This window comes from Halomonas sp. 3D7M (genome assembly GCF_014897885.1).
GTDB lineage: Bacteria > Pseudomonadota > Gammaproteobacteria > Pseudomonadales > Halomonadaceae > Vreelandella.
This window is the reverse complement of sequence record NZ_JABUZF010000224.1, coordinates 1-1,038: the sequence shown is the minus strand read 5'-3', so window position 1 is coordinate 1,038 and position 1,038 is coordinate 1. Positions and strand designations below refer to the sequence as shown.

The following is a 1,038-nucleotide window of genomic DNA, read 5'->3' as shown; positions in this document are numbered from 1 at the left end:
GAAGTGGCCCGGCTCAATCAAATCGACAAAGTCCTGATCCCACGTTTCCATCCAGGTGATACGCCAACGGCCGATGGGAGTCGTCATCAAAGCTCCTTACATTGCACTTTATGGATTGATTTCATCTGCGAAGATATCATGCTCAATAGCATCCTCAATCGCGGAATCCAGGCGTATAAGAAACGCCTCAAACGACTCGCCAGGTCGCCTAGCTAACATCGCAAGGCAATTAGCTTCATCGCTTGCAGAAGCACCACAGCGCACCGGCCCAATTCTTCCGATGGTGATTTCACCCTCGTTATTAATCAGCTCTTCGATATTTTTTAGCTTCATATGTTACTTCCCCACCACTTGCTTCACTTCAGCCAACAAATCCCCGAACTTGCCGTAGTTCACCTTCACCCCATCATCCAGATCCAGCGAAATACGTTGGTCGGCATAGTGACGCAGCTTCTCATCGAAGGTGTTAAGTTCTGCTTGCTGTTTGTAGAGCTTGCTTAATTCTTTTTCGATGCTTTTCGCTTCGGCGGCTGAGGTGCTGGCGTCTTTGTCTTGCTCTAGCTTTTCCACGTAGCTGGCGAGCTTGGTGGTGAGCGGGATGACGTAGTCGGTGCGCATCTCGGCTAGGGTGCTTTCGTTGTAGCGGTGCAGGTAGACCAAGCACTCGAAGGCTTTCTGTTTGCCGGAACTGAACAGCCAATAGATGGGGCGTTTCTTGTAGGTGCGCAGGTGGTCTTTGAAGAACTGGGTGCTGAGGTAGCGGCGGATCGTCTCCAGCGCGGCTTCGCCTTTCTTGGGCTTGATGGCATGCAGGCAGAGGCTTTCAGCGACGAAATCGAGGTTTTCCTGCAGGTGCTCCGCGCCCCAAACAGTGCGAACGAAGTCGCGGAAGCGGTTGGTGGCGTCGTCGAGGAACCACTCTTGGTCGGTCAGAGGAATGATCGCGTTTTTATCCGGCGCGAAGCTTGGCTCGGGGATCTGGGCGAGGTAATCGCGGACGGATTCGCCCTGGCTGGCGAGAATCAAGCCAGGCTTATC

1 protein-coding gene and 1 pseudogene are annotated in these 1,038 nt (G+C 53.3%); both read right to left on the bottom strand.

Annotated features, from left to right (window positions below; translation table 11 throughout):
- Positions 1 to 108 precede the first annotated feature (108 nt).
- Complete coding sequence (locus INT22_RS12630; protein ID WP_089675689.1) at positions 109 to 333, bottom strand: hypothetical protein; 225 nt, start codon at positions 331 to 333, stop codon at positions 109 to 111.
- A gap of 3 nt (positions 334 to 336) precedes the next feature.
- Positions 337 to 1,038 (bottom strand): annotated as a pseudogene (locus INT22_RS12625) (BREX-1 system adenine-specific DNA-methyltransferase PglX); the annotation flags it as partial.

Bases quoted from the DNA above. Each gene is read 5' to 3' on its own strand.
- INT22_RS12630 (WP_089675689.1), bottom strand. From the start codon at position 333: ATGAAGCTAAAAAATATCGAAGAGCTGATTAATAACGAGGGTGAAATC.